Here is a 15,599-nt window from a genome sequence, read left to right as displayed (position 1 = left end):
CTGCGGAGCAGTCGTAGAACCTGATGGCGCGGTGTACCTGACTGCGCTTGGGGGCAGCTTCGCAGCCCAGCGGGAGCAAGCTCCCTCGCCACAAAGTGTTCCAATCGTCACTTTCTAACCCGCGCTTTAAACCTTTTCGCTTTTCTGTGTTCTAGTTATCACTCGGCAGTTTGCGAAGTGGGCTATGTGCCACTAAGCTGCCATCATCGATACCGAGCATGCACTTATGCGTATAGACGGCGTTTCCTCTCAGTCCTACCCCATCAAGCGCAAGCCTCGCAAAGGCCATGTGTCCGAGGATGACTCCGTCGATATCGACGGCGAGCTGGAATTCCCTACCGAAGAGCAATTGGCCGCCCGCGCCGCCAAAGCTTCCGCACAACGCCTGAGCAATCTGCCCGCCCGCCAACAAGACATGATTTATCACCGCGCGATGAGCAAAAGTGTGGCGATGGCACTGGCCAGTTACCTGAGCACCGCCACTTTTGTCGATTGGGATGCGGATGTACTGGGTCTCGACCTGTACATCTGATGTTGCCTTACTACCTCGGCTGCCCGTCCTGGAGTGAAAACGCCTGGCGCGATTACTTGTATCCGCAAGACGCCAGGCCTGCCGAGTTTCTCAGTCTTTATGCTCAAGTGTTCAACGCCGTGGAAGGCAATACGACCTTCTACGCGAGCCCGTCTGCCGCCACTGTGCAGCGCTGGGCCGAGACCATGCCCGAACACTTTCGCTTCACCGCCAAGTTCCCCGGCGACATCAGCCATAGCGGTGACCTGCGCGAACAATTGACCGCCGCCGAAACCTTCCTGCAATTGCTCAGCCCCCTGGGTGAACGGGTTTCTCCCCTCTGGCTGCAATTGTCCAAAAGCTTCACCCCGCAACGCTTGTCCGAGTTGGCCGGTTTTATAGACGCGGTGGATCGGCCCTTGGCGGTCGAAGTGCGACACGATGAGTTCTTCGCCAAGGGCGATGCCGAGCGGATGCTCAATCGCCTGTTGCTGGACCGTGGTGTTGAGCGTATCTGCCTTGATCCGCGAGCGCTGTTCAGTTCCACCTCGACCGATCCTTCGGTGCTCCACGCCCAATCGAAAAAGCCCAGGGTGCCGCCTCGTCCTGCTGCGTTTTCTCAGTTCCCACAGGTGCGTTTCATCGGCCATCCGCAGTTGGAAGCCAATGATCCATTCCTGGTGCCGTGGGTCGAGAAAATCGCTCTCTGGATCGAAGAGGGTCGCACGCCCTATATCTTCCTGCACACCGCCGATAACCTGCTGGCGGCAAAACTCGCCCAACGTTTTCACGCACAACTGATGCTGCGTTTGCCTGGCTTGCCGCCGCTGCCTGAGCTATACAGAGAGCCCGCCGCCGAGCAACTTGGCTTGCTCTGAAGCGGATTCGTTCCCCTTTTCAGGAGTCTGCCAATGGATGCGCAAACCCTTCGAGCCCAGGCGTTCAAAGCACTGCATGAACGCGAGGGCGCTTTTGTCATTCCCAACCCTTGGGACGCCGGCTCGGCGAAAATGCTCGCCAGCCTTGGCTTCGAGGCGCTGGCGACCACCAGTGCCGGTTACGCCTTTTCCCGGGGGCGTCCCGATGGTGGGCTGACGCTCGACGAGACCCTGGCGAACGTTGAGGCGATTGTGGCGGCCACCGATCTGCCGGTGGCGGTGGATCTCGAAAACGGTTTTGCCGACGCCCCCGCTGATTGCGCCCAAAGTATTATGCGGGCCGCCAAGGCCGGTGCCGTTGGCGGTTCGATCGAAGATGCCACAGGGCGTGAGGACGGTCCGATCTACTGCTTCGAACATGCCGTGGCACGTATCGAAGCGGCCGTCGCGGCGGCTCGCAGCTTGCCTTTTCCCTTCGTGCTGACGGCGCGTGCCGAGAACTTTCTGCACGGCAATCCTGACCTCGACGACACCATTCGCCGCTTGCAGGCATTCGCCGAGGCGGGGGCCGACGTGCTTTACGCACCGGGCCTGCGCAGCGCTGAAGAGGTCTTGGCGGTGGTCCGCGCCGTGGCGCCGAAACCGGTCAATGTGTTGATGTCCGGCGGGCTTAAACTGACGGTCGAGCAGTTGAGTGAAATGGGCGTCAAACGCATCAGCGTCGGTTCGGCCCTGGCCCTGGCGGCGTATGGCGAGTTCTTCCGTGCCGCCGAGGAAATCCAGCAACACGGGACCTTCGGCTTTACCTCCCGGTCGATGCCGTTCCAGAAGGCCAATCAATTGTTCAAAGGCTGACGATGCGGTTTCGGTGGGGGCTGTTGCTGATGCTGTTGATCATCGGCGCTGCCGGGTTGAGCGTCTGGCGCGGCTGGGTTTCCATACCCCCGCAATGGAACCCCTGGGCGCCGCTGGACGTGAAGGCCGAACCGAACCTGCTGACCCGCTACAAACTGATGCGTCTGCGCAATGATCCGCAATTATGCGACCAGGTCCTGAGCGGCTCAGGTTTGCGGGTAACCCGTCAGGCTGACAGCCCGGACGCGACTTGCCCATTGACCAACGCCTTGCGTGTGCAAGGTGGCGAGGTGGCACTGAGCAGCAGTTTCCTCGCCAGTTGCCGCCTGGCGGTAGCGTTCGCCTTGTTCGAGCGCCACGCCCTGCAACCGGCGGCTAAGGCTGTCTACGGGCAGGCGGTGAAACGGGTCGACCATCTCGGCAGCTTCGCCTGTCGCAATGTCTACAATCGCGAAAACGGCAGACGCAGCCAGCATGCCACGGCCGATGCGCTGGATATCAGCGGATTCCGGCTGGCGGACGGCCGATCGATCAGCGTGCTCAGGGATTGGCCGAAGGATAACCAGGACGCGCGATTTCTGCGTCAGGTCCGCGATGGCGCCTGCGATATGTTCAGTGTGGTGTTGAGCCCGGACTACAACGCCGCCCATCGCAACCACTTTCATGTGGATGTCGGGCCGTGGTGGCGGTGCCGCTGAAGGATTATGCGGCGATGCGCAGGTTCTGCAGAACGATCGGGCGTGCCCAGCCGTTATCGAAATCCAGTTGTTTTTGTTGTTCCACCAGCTCTTCGGGCGAGAAGGGCGGGAACGGTTTATCCAGCAGCTCAAGTTCGAACTCGGCGATCGGCAAGCGCAGCGGACGTGGTTGCGGTGCGGCGCCTGGCTCTGGCAGCGCTTGACCGGCAGTGAGCACGATCGGGCGTACCCAACCACTGTCGAAGTCCTGTTGTTTCTGTTGCGCGACGATTTCTTCCGCCGGGAATGGCGGGAATGGTTTGTCGGCCAGGTCCATTTCGAACTCGGCAATCGGCAGGAACAGAGGCTCTGGCGGGCGGACGGGTGTTTCGATCACATCACATTCGCGCTGGGAAATGATGTGCGCCAGCAGCTCACTGCCAACGGTCGGTTCGACCGGGCTGTCGAGATCGACCGGCGGAAAGTTGAGAGACTCCGGCACGACATCGCCCGACTGATCGGCCAGGGCCTGGGCAAAAAAATCCTGCCACAGGTGACTGACGCCGCTCAGTGCTTGGGAATTTCGCAGGCCAAAATCGCCGTGGGGCGAGATGTAACCTATCGATGTGCGTTGAATGTCTGACATTTCTCTCGGTCGACGCTCAGCTCTGGCAAAATGCTCGATAGTTTGGTTATCGGCCGTTTTTGCCGATCATTAATTTTTTGAGCGTGTGTTCCCATGATTGAGCAACCTGCGGCCTGCCGCATCCATGTCGAGGCCTTGGGCACGACCTTTCAGCCACAGGCCGAACAATGGGCCGAGCGCCTGGGGTTGCCGTTGCAGGTGGATGATGGCGAGTTTGCCTTGCAGGTAGGCGAGCAGGGGTTGCAGCTGCAACAACTTGGGCCGGATGCACCGGGACCGGTGCGGGTGGATTTCGTTGAAGGTGGCGCGGCCCATCGTCGGTTGTACGGCGGTGGCAGCGGACAGATGATCGCCAAGGCGGTCGGCATCGCCCAAGGCGTGCGCCCGCGCGTGCTGGACGCGACAGCAGGACTGGGCAAGGATGCGTTCGTGCTGGCCAGCCTGGGCTGCGAGATGAGCCTGATCGAGCGCCAGCCGCTGATCGGCGCGTTGCTTGAAGATGGCTTGGCCCGCGGCGCGGAAGATTTCGACGTGGCGCCGATTGTGGCGCGGATGCGTTTGCTCAAGGGCAACTCGATCGAAGTGATGCGCAACTGGGAAGGCGAGCCACCGCAGGTGATCTACCTCGACCCGATGTTTCCCCATCGTGAGAAAACCGCATTGGTGAAGAAGGAAATGCGCCTGTTCCGGCCGCTGGTCGGCGATGATCCGGATGCGCCGGCATTGCTCGAAGCGGCGTTGGCCCTGGCCAGTCACCGGGTGGTAGTCAAACGCCCGCGCAAGGCGCCGTGCATCGACGGGCCGAAGCCGAGTCATGCGCTGGATGGCAAATCCAGCCGTTACGACATTTATCCGAAGAAAGCGCTCAAACCCTGAGACCGTGTCGCCTGCTTCGCGAGCAAGCCCGCTCCCACATTGGATCTCCGGGGTACACAAAATCTGTGACCGACAAAGGTCCAATGTGGGAGCGGGCTTGCTCGCGAAGGCGTCAGCCCAGACACCTCCATTTATCAGGCCGACTCCGGCCGATAAGCCCGCATAAACAACCCCACCACTTCCCGCACATGGGCTTCGGCCGTATCCCCGGTCACCGGCTCGCCGCAGCCATACAGCAACCGGAAATTCCCCGCGCCCTTGAGCAGGCAAAAGAAATGCTCGGCGGCATTGCGCGGTTTGTCGATACTCAATGCGCCGCTCTGATTGACCTTGTTCAGCAACCCCTCCATTCCGTGAAGTACGCGTTCTGGGCCGGCCTGGAAGAAAATCAGCGAGAGTTTCGGGTCCTGGCTACCCAACGTCATCATCAGCCGATGCAGGTTCACCGATTCATCACTGTTGATCAGCTGATGAAAGCCGCGTGCGATGTTCAGCAGCACGGTTTCCACCGCGATGCCCTCCGGCAATTCAAAGAAAAGGGGCGGCAATTGCTCTTCGCACTTGGCGATGACAGCGGCAGAGAACAGTGTCTCCTTGTCGTTGAAATGACTGTAGACCGTCAACTTCGATACGCCGGCCGCGGCTGCCACGGCATCCATGCTGGTGTTGGCGTATCCCTTGCTCAGAAACAGGATTTTCGCCGCGTCGAGGATGGCTTGGCGCTTGGCCAGATCCTTGGGACGGCCCGGACCGCTGGGTGTGGAAAGATTGTCAGACATTCTTCGCTTTAATACTGGACTGGTGAGTTTGCTATTAATAACATACTGGTCAGTATAATTATTCAAAGCACCATTAGCGAAAGGTCCTTTCCCATGTTCCGCTATGCCTTGCTTCTCAGTCTGGCTTTTTTATTGTCTGCGTGTGGCCATGAAGAGGCGCCTCAAGTCACCATCCGCCCGGCCATGGTCGTTCAACCAGAGCCCTCGGCTCAGGCCATGGAAAGTTATCCCGGTGAAGTCCGGGCGCGCTATGAGCCTGATCTGGCCTTCCGCATTGGCGGCAAAGTCAGCCGACGACTGGTCGAGGAAGGCCAGCGGGTCAAGGCCGACCAGCCTCTGGCGGAACTCGATCCTCAGGACGTGCGCCTGCAACTGGAAGCCACCCGCGCCCAGGTCGCCGCCGCCGAAGCCAATCTGAACCTGGTGCGCGCCGAGCGCGATCGCTACAAGACTCTGATGGAGCGGCAGATGGTCAGCCGTTCGCAGTACGACAATGCGGAAAACCTCTATCGCTCCGGTGAAGCACGCCTCAAGCAAATCAAAGCCGAATTCAACGTATCGACCAACCAGGCCAGTTACGCGGTGTTGCGTGCGCCGCAAGATGGCGTGGTGGCCAAACGTGCGGTTGAAGTCGGGCAAGTGGTAGCGGCCGGGCAAACCGTGTTTACCCTCGCCACCGATGGCGAACGCGAGGTGTTGATCAGCCTGCCGGAGCAGAATTTTGGTCGCTTCAAGGTCGGCCAGCCAGTCTCGGTGGAACTCTGGACGCAACCCGATCAACGTTTCCCCGGACGCATTCGTGAACTGTCACCCGCGGCCGATCCGAAATCCCGTACCTTCGCCGCTCGCATTGCATTTACCGCCGGCAAGGTTCCCGCCGAACTGGGCCAGAGTGCCCGGGTGTTTATCCAGACCGCCGATGTGGTGTCGTTGTCGGTGCCGCTGTCGGCGGTCACTGCGGAAAACGGTGCCACTTATGTATGGGTGGTCGGTGCCAACAACACCTTGAAAAAAGCCCCGGTGCGGGTCGGAGCATTTGGTGAGAAAACCGTGCCGGTGCTCGAAGGCCTGAACGCCAGTGACTGGGTAGTGGTGGCCGGTGTTCATGTGCTTCACGACGGGCAGCAAATACGCCCGGTGGATCGCTCCAACCGCGTGGTCAATCTGGCGCACAAGGAGTAATCCCCGATGGGTTTCAATCTTTCCGAATGGGCGCTGCGTAACCGCCAGATCGTATTGTTCCTGATGCTATTGCTGGCCGTCGTCGGCGCGTTGTCCTACACCAAGCTCGGCCAAAGTGAAGACCCGCCTTTCACCTTCAAGGCCATGGTGATTCGCACCAACTGGCCTGGCGCCACGGCCGAGGAAGTGTCGCGCCAGGTGACCGAGCGCATTGAAAAGAAACTGATGGAAACCGGCGAGTACGACCGGATCGCTTCGTTCTCCCGCCCGGGCGAATCCCAGGTCACGTTCATTGCTCGAGATTCGATGCACTCGGTGGAGATCCCGGAGCTCTGGTATCAGGCTCGCAAGAAGATCAGCGACATTCGCCACACTTTGCCGCCGGGCATCCAGGGGCCTTTCTTCAACGATGAGTTCGGCACTACCTTCGGCAACATCTACGCCCTGACCGGCGAAGGTTTTGATTACGCGGTGCTCAAGGACTACGCCGACCGCGTCCAGATTCAGCTGCAACGGGTCAAGGATGTGGGCAAGGTCGACTTGCTCGGGCTGCAGGACGAGAAAATCTGGATCGAGCTCTCCAATGTCAAACTGGCCACCCTCGGATTACCGTTGGCGACGGTGCAGCAGGCGCTTGAAGAGCAGAACGCGATGTCCAACGCAGGATTCTTCGAAACCACCAGCGAGCGTTTGCAGCTGCGGGTTTCCGGGAATTTTCAGACGGTCGACGAGATCCGGAACTTTCCGATCCGGGTCGACAATCGCACGTTCCGCATCGGCGATGTGGCGAACGTTCGTCGTGGCTTCAACGATCCACCAGCGCCGCGCATGCGCTTCATGGCGGAAGACGCCATCGGCCTGGCGGTAGCCATGAAGAGCGGTGGCGACATTCTGATTCTGGGCAAGGCGCTGGAAGTCGAATTCGCCCGGATCCAGAAGAGTCTTCCGGCCGGCATGCAACTGCGCAAGGTCTCCGATCAACCGGCCGCGGTGAAAACCGGTGTCGGGGAATTTGTCCAGGTGCTGGTGGAGGCGCTGGCGATCGTATTGCTGGTGAGCTTCTTCTCACTCGGTGTGCGCACCGGCATGGTGGTGGCGCTGGCGATTCCGCTGGTGTTGGCGATGACCTTCGCCTGCATGTATTACCTTGGCATCGGCCTGCACAAGATTTCCCTTGGCGCGCTGGTGCTGGCGCTGGGATTGCTGGTGGACGACGCGATCATCGCCGTGGAAATGATGGCGATCAAAATGGAGCAGGGCTTCGATCGGATCAAAGCCGCCAGCTACGCCTGGACCAGCACTGCGTTCCCGATGCTTACCGGTACGTTGATCACCGCTGCCGGTTTCCTGCCGATTGCCACTGCGCAATCGGGCACCGGCGAATACACCCGCTCGATCTTTCAGGTGGTGACTATCGCGCTGGTGGCGTCGTGGGTTGCCGCCGTGGTCTTTGTGCCTTATCTGGGGGAAAAACTCCTGCCGGACCTGGCGAAAATTCACGCCGCCAAACATGGCATTGGCGACGGTCAACCCGACCCTTATGGCACACCGTTTTATCAGCGCGTCAGACGTCTGGTGGAATGGTGCGTGCGCCGGCGCAAAACGGTGATCGCGCTGACGGTCTTGATGTTTGTCGCCTCACTGGTGTTGTTCCGTTTCGTGCCGCAACAGTTCTTCCCGGCTTCGGGGCGGCTGGAGTTGATGGTCGATCTGAAACTGGCCGAAGGGGCGTCTTTGAGCAACACCGCCGAAGAGGTTAAACGCCTCGAAGGCCTGCTCAAGGATCAGGCCGGGATCGACAACTACGTGGCTTACGTCGGCACCGGTTCGCCGCGTTTCTACCTGCCGCTGGATCAGCAACTTCCGGCTGCGAGCTTTGCGCAATTTGTCGTGCTGGCCAAAACCATCGAAGACCGCGAAACCCTGCGCACCTGGCTGATTGGAACCCTCAATGAACAATTCCCGGCCCTGCGTTCGCGGGTCACGCGGCTGGAGAATGGTCCGCCGGTTGGCTATCCGGTGCAGTTCCGGGTCACCGGTGAACACATTGAGGAAGTCCGCGCATTGGCCCGTAAAGTCGCGGCCAAGGTTCGCGAGAATCCTCACGTGGTCAACGTGCATCTGGACTGGGAAGAGCCGAGCAAAGTCGTTTATCTGAACGTCGATCAGGACCGCGCACGAGCGCTGGGTGTGAGCACGACGAACCTGTCGGGTTTCCTGCGCAGCTCGCTGACCGGTGCCAGCGTCAGCCAGTACCGCGAAGACAACGAGTTGATCGAAATCTTGCTGCGCGGCACGGTGCATGAGCGCACTGAGCTGGCGTTGCTGCCAAGCCTGGCCGTGCCGACCGACAATGGTCGCAGCGTGGCGCTGTCGCAGATCGCGACGCTGGAATACGGCTTCGAAGAAGGCATCATCTGGCACCGTAACCGCCTGCCCAACGTGACGGTTCGCGCCGACATCTACGGCAAGGAACAACCGGTATCACTGGTGCAGCAAATCATGCCGACCCTGGATCCGATTCGCGCCGAACTGCCGGACGGCTATTTGCTGGACGTCGGCGGTACGGTGGAAGACTCGGCCCGTGGGCAGAGCTCGGTGAATGCTGGCGTGCCGTTGTTCATTGTGGTGGTGCTGACGTTGCTGATGCTGCAACTGCGCAGTTTCTCACGCACGGTGATGGTGTTTCTGACGGCGCCACTGGGGCTGATCGGTGTGACCCTGTTTCTATTGGTGTTCCGCCAGCCATTTGGTTTTGTGGCGATGCTCGGGACCATCGCCTTGTCCGGGATGATCATGCGTAACTCGGTGATTCTGGTGGATCAGATCGAGCAGGATATCGCTGCCGGGCTTAAGCCTTGGCAGGCGATTATCGAGGCGACAGTGCGGCGGTTCCGACCGATTGTGCTGACGGCGTTGGCGGCGGTGCTGGCGATGATTCCATTGTCACGCAGTGTGTTTTTCGGGCCGATGGCGGTGGCGATCATGGGCGGGCTGATCGTGGCGACGGCGTTGACGTTGCTGTTTTTGCCGGCGTTGTATGCGGCTTGGTTCAGGGTCCGGAAAGAGTCTGTGTGATTGTTTGATCTTGGCGGCCTTCGGGCCGACCATGCTGTTGTTGGTGGGGGGCTTCGCTACGACCTACATGCGATGGGTTCGACTGCGTCGAACGGCGCTGCGCGCCAATCCCCAGATGAACACCGGAACGAGGCCTCCCGAAGGGGCGGGTGGATCAGGATCAAAAGCTGCAGGCGAGCTAACGCTCGGCCTGTCGAGTGGTGAGGGGCGGGTGTATGCCGCTCCATTGTGGGAGCGGGCTTGCTCGCGAAGGCGGCCTGCCCAGCCGATCAATCTATCGCGGGTGTACACAACCCCACGTAGGAGCTGCCGAAGGCTGCGATCTTTTGATCTTGGCGGCCTGACAGCCAACCAATTTCTTTCAAATGTACGCTACCCACTTGCAGGAGCGAGGCTTGCCCGCGAAGCCTGTCCAGGCTCCTACACATATTTCAGATCCGTCTGATATTGAGTCAACGTAGGCGCACTGTTGTACTCAAGACTCAATTTCATGAGTTTTTGAGACACTGATAATGAAAAAGCCGCCCATGCTCAAGGGCAGAACCGACCCGGTATTCGACCTGTTGGGGCAATCGCCCCACAAGGAACGCCTCTCGGATTACCTCGCACTGCTCAAGCCGCTGGACGATCAGGGCCGCTATCTTCCGTTCGATGAATTGCGCTACCGCTGGGCGCCTGGGCTGGATGCGAACCTGTGCTGGGCCTTGGTCAAGAAAGCCCGGACCGCGCAGTATTCCAGCCTGTTGCCATTGGGCGAGCCCATTCAGTGGGGCCGGTTTGTGCTGACGCCATTGGCCCAGAAAGCTGTTTCGGCCGTCGATCGACAAGCGACGACGGCAGCGCTGGAATACATGACCGGCCAGATCGGCGAACGAGCGCATTTCAGCTACCTGCTCAACGATCTGATCGAAGACGAAGCCATCAGCAGCAGCCAGCTCGAAGGCGCGGCAACCACCACTCGGGTGGCCAAGGACATGCTCAAGCGTAAGCGCCTGCCGCGGACGCCGGATGAGCGGATGGTCATCGGCAACTACAAGATGATGAACTTCGCCTGGGAAAAGCGTTATGAGCCTTTGAGCGTCGAGCTGATCGCAGCGATGCATCGTGTCGGCGTCGAAGGTATCGATGACCCGCAATATTCACCGGGTACTTTCAGAATCAACGATGACGTGGTAGTGCAGGATGGCGACGGAAATACCGTGCATACGCCGCCTCCCGCGGTGGGGCTCGCGTCGCGATTGCAGGTGCTGTCGAAGTGGATCAACCAGTCTCACGACGATCCCGGTCAAGTGGATTACCTTCATCCATTGATCAAAGGAATCGCGCTGCATTTTGCGCTGGGCTATGAGCATCCTTTTCGCGATGGCAACGGTCGGGTCGCACGGGCACTGTTTTACTGGTTCATGTTCAAGAATGACTTCTCGGCCTTTCGCTACATCGCGATCAGCTTGTTGTTGCGCAATGCGCCGGTGAAATACGGACGCTCGTATCTGAATACCGAGGCCGATGATCTGGACCTGACCTACTTCATCGATTTCCAGTGTTCAGTCATCTCCCGGGCTGTCAGCGCTTTTACTGAGGCTTATCGAAAAAGCCTGGTCTACGCCGAAAGCTTTGATCGATGGCTGCTGGCGTCTGGTTTTTTCGACCAGCTCACAGAAAAACAGCGAGCCGTCTACCAAGTGGCCAAGAGTGGAATGGCCAAGGAGTTCACGGCGGTCAATGTGAAGGAGAATCTGAGCTGTTCTTACAACACCGCGTCGGCCACCCTGAACGGATTGGTCGAGTTGAAGGTGTTCGAGAAAAGGAAGATGGGCCGAGAGTGGGTATTTTTCTTGCGGGCAGCGTCGGCGGTCTGATTCTTTGCGGGCGTGAGCCTGCCTGCGATAAGGCCGTGTCAGTCGACATCAACTGTGGCTGATACATCGCCATCGCGAGCAGGCTCATTCCTATAAAATCGGAGTTGAGATTCAGAGCGTACCAAACACCTTCTTCGCCAAACTGGTCGCCGCCGCCGCAGGGTTCTGGCGAATGGTTTCTTCCTGCTTGCCAATCATCTCGAACAAACCGTTCAACGCCTGCTCGGTCACGTAGCTTTCGATGTTGGCGTTTTTCGCATCCAGCACACCCAGGGTCGCCGCTTGCCCGGCGAACGAATTGTACTGCTGGGCCAGGCCGACCTGGTCGGTGGCTTGTTTGACGATTGGCAGGAACTTGGTGCGGATCTGCTCGCGGCTGGTTTTGCTCAAGTACTGAGTCGCCGAGTCCTTGCCGCCGCCGAGAATCCCCTTGGCATCTTCCACGGTCATCTTCTTCACCGCATCCACCAGAATTGGCTGAGCCTGCGTCACGGCCGCCTCAGCCGCTTTGTTCATGCTGGTTTCCAGTTGATCGACCTGATCGCCCATGCCGAACTGTTTCATTTTCTTGGCGACTTTGCCCAGCTTGCCCGGCAGTTCGATTTTCACGTCCGGGTTGTTGCTGAAGCCACCAGGCGCGCCGAGTTGTTTAACGGCCAGTTGCGCACTTTGGGTCAGGGCGTCCTTGAGACCGCCGGTGGCGTCTTGTTGCGACAGGTCATTGAGCGACAAGGCCAGGGCGTTGGCGCAGATCATCAAGCCGGCGCACAGGCCGGCGAAGCGAAGGGTGGGGCGGAGCATGGCGGCTTCCTTGTGCGGATTTTCAGTGGCTGCGGCGCCAGAAGAAGCCTGGCGCCTGTAGGAATTTAGACGGTCTGCGCTGGAGCCGCGACTTGATCGGCCGCATCTTCACTGCGATGCAGCGCTACCTGACGGATCGACAAGCGAATCTCCGCTGGCAATACCCGTTTGGCCGCGCCTTCGGCCAGTTCGCCGAGCAGTGGGTGATAGCTCAGTTTGCCGGCTTCGTCCCGGCGCAGCACGTCGAGGTCCAGCATTGTCTGGATGAAATGACGGAACAGGCTCTTGTCGAAGAACTCCGGGGCGTTCAGGCCATGGAGGATCGACAGGCGCTGGGCCATGACAGTGCACAGGTCTTCCAGTTCTTCGGCGCTGATGCTGTTCTGGCCGCTGTTGAGCAGCAAGGAAACAGTCATGTAGAAGCGCTGCAAGGTCTGGGCGATGCTTTTCGACAACAGTGTCAGCAGCACGAAATGCCGTGAGCTCGGTGCCGGACGCAGGTACACATCTTTCTCGAAACGCAGCAGGCCTTGCTCGACGAAGGCCTCGAGCCATTGATCAACTACGCCATCGAGTTCGTCCAGCGTCCAGCGAATGAACAGCTCCGATTGCAGGTACGGATACAGTGCGCGGGTATAGCGCAGGATCTGCTCGCGGCTCATGCGCGAGGTGCTCTGGAAGAAACTCGCCAGCAACGACGGCAACGCGAAGATGTGCAGCACGTTGTTGCGGTAGTAGGTCATCAAGACGGCGTTTTGTTCGTCCAGGTACAGAATCTTGCCCAGCGCATCGCTTTGCTCGGACAGCAGGTCCATGTCCTTCACGTGCTCGATCAGCGCGCGACCGTCGCCCTCCGGCAGGGTGGTGTGCGAGGAGTAGGGAACCTTGCGCAACAGCGCCAGATACAGATCGAGTACCCGCGCCATGGCGCGATCGTCCAGGGCCAGACGGCTGGTGGACAGCAACGCCAGGGCCACCAGATTCACCGGGTTGATCGCCGCCGCTTCATTCAAATGCTGGGCGACTTTCTCGCCGAGGCGGTTGGTAGTTTCGTTGAGCCAGGCCGGTTTGAATTGTGGACCGAGTTCCTGTTGGCGCCAGTCTGGCTGTTCGCTGTCGAGGAACTCCGCCAGTTTGATCGGTTCGCCGAAGTTGACCGCGACCTGACCGAAGCGCTGTTTGAGCGCGCCGATGACTTTGAAAATATCGAAAATCGATTCTTTTTTCTTGCTCGCGCCACGCAACTCGCCGAGGTAGGTGCGGCCTTCCAGCACGCGCTCATAGCCGATGTACACCGGCACGAAGACGATCGGCATGCGTGACGAACGCAGGAAGCTGCGCAGGGTAATCGCGAGCATCCCGGTTTTCGGTTGCAGCATGCGCCCGGTGCGCGAACGGCCGCCCTCGACGAAGTACTCGACCGGGAAGCCTTTGGTGAACAGGGTGTGCAGGTATTCGTTGAACACCGAGGTGTAGAGCGGGTTGCCCTTGAAGGTGCGGCGCATGAAGAACGCGCCGCCACGCCGTAGCAAACTACCAATCACCGGCATGTTGAGGTTGATCCCGGCAGCAATGTGCGGCGGGGTCAGGCCGTTGCGAAATAGAAGATAGGAGAGCAGCAAATAGTCGATGTGGCTGCGGTGGCACGGCACGTAGATCACTTCGTGACCTTGGGCGACCTTTTGCACACCTTCGATGTGGTTGACCTTGATCCCGTCGTAGATCTTGTTCCAGAACCAGCTCAGCACCACTTCCAGAAAGCGGATCGCGGTGTAGGTGTAGTCCGAGGCGATTTCGTTGCCATAACGCAAGGCTTGGGCCTTGGCTTTTTCCGGCGAGATGTTCTCGCGCTCGGCTTCGTCGAGGATCGCCTGTTTGACCGACGGCTGATTGAGCAGGCCTTTGACCAGGTTACGGCGATGGGAAATGTCCGGGCCGATCACCGCGGCTTTCAGGTTGCGAAAATGCACCCGCAGGATCCGCTGGGCCATGCGCACGGTGCGTTCGTGGCCTTTGTTGTGTTCGATCAGTTCTCGCAGATGAATCGGCGCCGAGAACTGCACCCGGGTCTTGCGCCCCAGCACGATAATGCTCAGTAGCCGACGCAATCGCCCGGTGACCGCCCAGCTGTCGGCGAACAGCAGTTTCCATGGGCTCGATTCACTGTCGGGCGACTGGCCCCAGAACACGCTGACCGGAATGATCTGCGCATCTTCGGCGGCGTTCTGGCTCAGGGCGCTGACCAGACGGGTCAGGGTCGGTGGCGCACCGCGTTTGTCCTGGCGGCCGAGCCAGTCTGGCTCCGGCGTCAGGTAAAAGAACGCGGCGGGTTCTATCAACGCGCCCACCGATACCGGCAACACCGGGCGGGGCAGGCCGGCCTTGCTGCATTGGGTATCGACCACGGCGAGGTCGGTCAGTGAAGGATTTTGCAGGACGTAGAACACCGGCCGGCTGCGGTCGAGGTTAAGGGTGAACGACGACTGGTTGATCGTCTCCGAGCGAACCCAGAGGTACAGCAGTCGGCGCAGGGTGCCAAACACAAGACGGCGGAACGGGGAACGGGTCATACGGCTTCTGCGTGAGTGGAAAAAACCGAGCGTTTGCTCGGGGGGCAGATAGTGTGCCGTATTCGCCGAAAATCGGCAAAAAAGCAGCGAAGTAAACTTGAGTTGAGAGTTTTTGCGTCTGTCATATACTCGGCCCTTCAAAATAAAAACAAGGGGGTACTGACATGGCAACGCGCGAAACCGGCAATGTGAAGTGGTTCAACGACGCCAAGGGTTATGGCTTCATTCAGCGCGAGGACGGGGTGGACGTGTTCGTGCACTACCGCGCGATCCGCGGCGAAGGGCATCGGTCGCTGACTGAAGGTCAGCAGGTCGAGTATGCAGTGGTGACCGGCGAGAAGGGCTTGCAGGCTGAGGATGTGGTGGGGCTGTAAACTTTAAGATCAAAAGATCGCAGCCTGCGGCAGCTCCTACGGGTGTACACATAACCCTGTAGGAGCTGCCGCAGGCTGCGATCTTTTTGGTTTTACGCGGTTTTCCAGGTGATTTCTTCTTCACCATCGGCGCTGATGCGCATCCAGCGATCCGCTGTTTCCTCACCTTCTTCCTCGACCCAGCTACCCGGTGCGCAACGCACTTCGACGTTTAGCGCGGCAAAGGCTGCGCGGGCGCAGGCGATGTCGTCTTCCCATGGGGTCTGGTCGCTTTCCAGGTACAGGCTATTCCATTTGCCGACGGCTTTAGGCAGCCAGGTGACCGGCACGTTGCCGGCCTTGCACTTGTAGGTCTGGCCTTTCTGGACCCAGTCGGTGCACGGCCCTAAAGCGGTGCCGAGCCAGGCGGCGATGGCCTTGTAGTCGACGTCGGCGTCTTTCAGATAAATCTCGATATCGGGTTGGCGCATGGATGTCCTCACTGCGGTCTTGAAAAATCCATTCGCGGATTTA

At 59.5% G+C, this 15,599-nt stretch carries 14 protein-coding genes; 9 read left to right on the top strand and 5 right to left on the bottom strand.

Annotation, left to right across the window (positions count from 1 at the left end; translation table 11 throughout):
• Positions 1-226: 226 nt before the first annotated feature.
• Genes ABH909_RS26890 through ABH909_RS26875 form a run of 4 tightly spaced genes read left to right on the top strand, consistent with a single transcriptional unit; the run spans position 227 to position 2,942 of the window.
• Complete coding sequence (locus ABH909_RS26890) at positions 227-532, top strand: hypothetical protein (protein WP_007940187.1); 306 nt, start codon at positions 227-229, stop codon at positions 530-532.
• Positions 529-1,389 (top strand): DUF72 domain-containing protein, encoded by an 861-nt coding sequence (locus ABH909_RS26885; RefSeq protein WP_429440123.1) that lies wholly within the window; start codon positions 529-531, stop codon positions 1,387-1,389. The genes ABH909_RS26890 and ABH909_RS26885 overlap by 4 nt, the downstream gene beginning before the upstream one ends.
• Before the next feature lie 33 nt (positions 1,390-1,422).
• Entirely contained in the window at positions 1,423-2,244 is an 822-nt protein-coding gene (locus ABH909_RS26880) for an isocitrate lyase/PEP mutase family protein (RefSeq protein ID WP_429438933.1), read from the top strand.
• 2 nt (positions 2,245-2,246) lie between these two features.
• Positions 2,247-2,942, top strand: a complete 696-nt coding sequence (locus ABH909_RS26875) for an extensin family protein (protein WP_429438930.1) — start codon at positions 2,247-2,249, stop codon at positions 2,940-2,942.
• Positions 2,943-2,946: 4 nt separating this feature from the next.
• Here ABH909_RS26875 and ABH909_RS26870 read toward each other — a convergent pair whose 3' ends face one another.
• Positions 2,947-3,567 (bottom strand): energy transducer TonB, encoded by a 621-nt coding sequence (locus ABH909_RS26870; RefSeq protein ID WP_429438928.1) that lies wholly within the window; start codon positions 3,565-3,567, stop codon positions 2,947-2,949.
• A 93-nt stretch (positions 3,568-3,660) separates the two neighbouring features.
• Here ABH909_RS26870 and ABH909_RS26865 point away from each other — a divergent pair, with 93 nt between their 5' ends.
• Positions 3,661-4,443, top strand: a complete 783-nt coding sequence (locus tag ABH909_RS26865) for a class I SAM-dependent methyltransferase (protein ID WP_007906283.1) — start codon at positions 3,661-3,663, stop codon at positions 4,441-4,443.
• A 134-nt stretch (positions 4,444-4,577) separates the two neighbouring features.
• Here ABH909_RS26865 and ABH909_RS26860 read toward each other — a convergent pair whose 3' ends face one another.
• The gene (locus tag ABH909_RS26860) at positions 4,578-5,222 is read right to left on the bottom strand and encodes a TetR/AcrR family transcriptional regulator (RefSeq protein ID WP_429438925.1); all 645 of its coding nucleotides are present in this window, start codon (positions 5,220-5,222) and stop codon (positions 4,578-4,580) included.
• Between the two features lie 93 nt (positions 5,223-5,315).
• Here ABH909_RS26860 and ABH909_RS26855 point away from each other — a divergent pair, with 93 nt between their 5' ends.
• The 3 genes from ABH909_RS26855 (at position 5,316) to ABH909_RS26845 (ending at position 11,341) form a co-directional block, all read left to right on the top strand.
• Positions 5,316-6,404, top strand: coding sequence for an efflux RND transporter periplasmic adaptor subunit (locus ABH909_RS26855; protein ID WP_429438922.1), 1,089 nt, complete (start codon positions 5,316-5,318; stop codon positions 6,402-6,404).
• 6 nt (positions 6,405-6,410) lie between these two features.
• On the top strand, positions 6,411-9,482 hold the full coding sequence (locus ABH909_RS26850; RefSeq protein WP_429438919.1) for an efflux RND transporter permease subunit: 3,072 nt from the start codon (positions 6,411-6,413) through the stop codon (positions 9,480-9,482).
• 512 nt (positions 9,483-9,994) lie between these two features.
• On the top strand, positions 9,995-11,341 hold the full coding sequence (locus ABH909_RS26845) for a Fic family protein (RefSeq protein WP_429438916.1): 1,347 nt from the start codon (positions 9,995-9,997) through the stop codon (positions 11,339-11,341).
• Between the two features lie 111 nt (positions 11,342-11,452).
• Here the strand turns inward: ABH909_RS26845 and ABH909_RS26840 are convergent, their stop codons facing one another.
• The gene (locus tag ABH909_RS26840) at positions 11,453-12,142 is read right to left on the bottom strand and encodes a DUF4197 domain-containing protein (protein ID WP_429438913.1); all 690 of its coding nucleotides are present in this window, start codon (positions 12,140-12,142) and stop codon (positions 11,453-11,455) included.
• A gap of 65 nt (positions 12,143-12,207) precedes the next feature.
• Positions 12,208-14,712 (bottom strand): glycerol-3-phosphate 1-O-acyltransferase PlsB, encoded by a 2,505-nt coding sequence (plsB, locus tag ABH909_RS26835; RefSeq protein ID WP_429438910.1) that lies wholly within the window; start codon positions 14,710-14,712, stop codon positions 12,208-12,210.
• A gap of 164 nt (positions 14,713-14,876) precedes the next feature.
• On the opposite strand from plsB, the gene ABH909_RS26830 reads away from it, so the two are divergent.
• On the top strand, positions 14,877-15,086 hold the full coding sequence (locus tag ABH909_RS26830) for a cold-shock protein (protein ID WP_007964248.1): 210 nt from the start codon (positions 14,877-14,879) through the stop codon (positions 15,084-15,086).
• Positions 15,087-15,178: 92 nt separating this feature from the next.
• On the opposite strand, the gene ABH909_RS26825 is transcribed toward ABH909_RS26830, so the two are convergent.
• Positions 15,179-15,556 carry a hypothetical protein gene (locus ABH909_RS26825; protein WP_214380940.1) on the bottom strand — a complete coding sequence of 126 codons (378 nt, stop codon included), beginning with the start codon at positions 15,554-15,556 and terminating at the stop codon, positions 15,179-15,181.
• Positions 15,557-15,599 lie beyond the last annotated feature (43 nt).

This window comes from Pseudomonas sp. BS3782 TE3695 (assembly GCF_050435305.1).
In the GTDB taxonomy this organism is placed as follows: domain Bacteria; phylum Pseudomonadota; class Gammaproteobacteria; order Pseudomonadales; family Pseudomonadaceae; genus Aquipseudomonas.
The sequence above is the reverse complement of the archived record's forward strand: the minus strand, read 5'-3'. Positions and strand labels throughout refer to the sequence as shown.